1 protein-coding gene is annotated in these 1221 nt (G+C 65.6%); it reads right to left on the bottom strand.

All coding sequences use genetic code 11. The features are described 5' to 3' along the window. Nucleotides 1-36 precede the first annotated feature (36 nt). On the bottom strand, nucleotides 37-1221 hold a 1185-nt coding region (tuf, locus tag ARC20_RS02105), incomplete at its 5' end, for an elongation factor Tu (protein ID WP_081417993.1).

Below are 1221 nucleotides of genomic sequence, written 5' to 3' on the forward strand. Positions count from 1 at the left end.
GCGATCCGGCAGCCGAAGCCACCGGACAGCAGGCACTTACTTGGTGATCTTGGCCACCACGCCGGCGCCGACGGTACGGCCGCCTTCGCGAATCGCGAAACGCAGGCCTTCGTCCATCGCCACCGGGTTGATCAGGGTGACCGACATCTTCACGTTGTCACCCGGCATCACCATCTCCACGCCTTCCGGCAGCTGGACGGCACCGGTGATGTCGGTGGTGCGGAAGTAGAACTGCGGGCGGTAGCCCTTGAAGAACGGGGTGTGACGGCCGCCCTCGTCCTTCGACAGCACGTACACCTCAGCTTCGAACTCGGTGTGCGGGGTGATCGAACCCGGCTTGGCCAGCACCTGGCCGCGCTCCACGTCGTCACGCTTGGTGCCGCGCAGCAGCAGGCCCGCGTTGTCACCGGCCTGGCCCTGGTCCAGCAGCTTGCGGAACATTTCCACGCCGGTCACGGTGGTCTTCTGGGTCGGACGGATACCGACGATTTCGATTTCGTCGCCCACCTTGATGATGCCGCGCTCGATACGGCCGGTCACCACGGTGCCGCGGCCCGAGATCGAGAACACGTCTTCCACCGGCATCAGGAACGGACGGTCAATCGCGCGCTCCGGCTCCGGGATCCAGGTGTCCAGCGCCTCGACCAGCTTGATGATCGCCGGCACGCCGATGTCGCTCTGGTCGCCTTCCAGCGCCAGACGGGCCGAACCGTGGATGATCGGGGTGTCGTCGCCCGGGAACTCGTACTTGCTCAGCAGTTCGCGGACTTCCATCTCCACCAGCTCCAGCAGCTCGGCGTCGTCCACCATGTCGGCCTTGTTCAGGAACACGACGATGTACGGCACACCGACCTGACGCGACAGCAGGATGTGCTCGCGGGTCTGCGGCATCGGGCCGTCAGCGGCCGAGCACACCAGGATCGCGCCGTCCATCTGCGCCGCACCGGTGATCATGTTCTTGACGTAGTCAGCGTGGCCCGGGCAATCGACGTGGGCGTAGTGACGGGTCGGGGATTCGTACTCGACGTGCGCCGTCGAGATCGTGATGCCGCGCGCCTTCTCTTCCGGCGCCGCGTCAATCGCGTCGTAGGCCTTGAACTCGCCACCGAAACGCTCGGCGCCAATCTTGGTCAGCGCGGCGGTCAGCGTGGTCTTGCCGTGGTCGACGTGACCGATGGTGCCGACGTTCACGTGCGGCTTGGTGCGCTCGAACTTACCCTT

The sequence above is a fragment of the Stenotrophomonas panacihumi genome (assembly GCF_001431645.1).
Taxonomy (GTDB): Bacteria; Pseudomonadota; Gammaproteobacteria; order Xanthomonadales; family Xanthomonadaceae; genus Stenotrophomonas_A; species Stenotrophomonas_A panacihumi.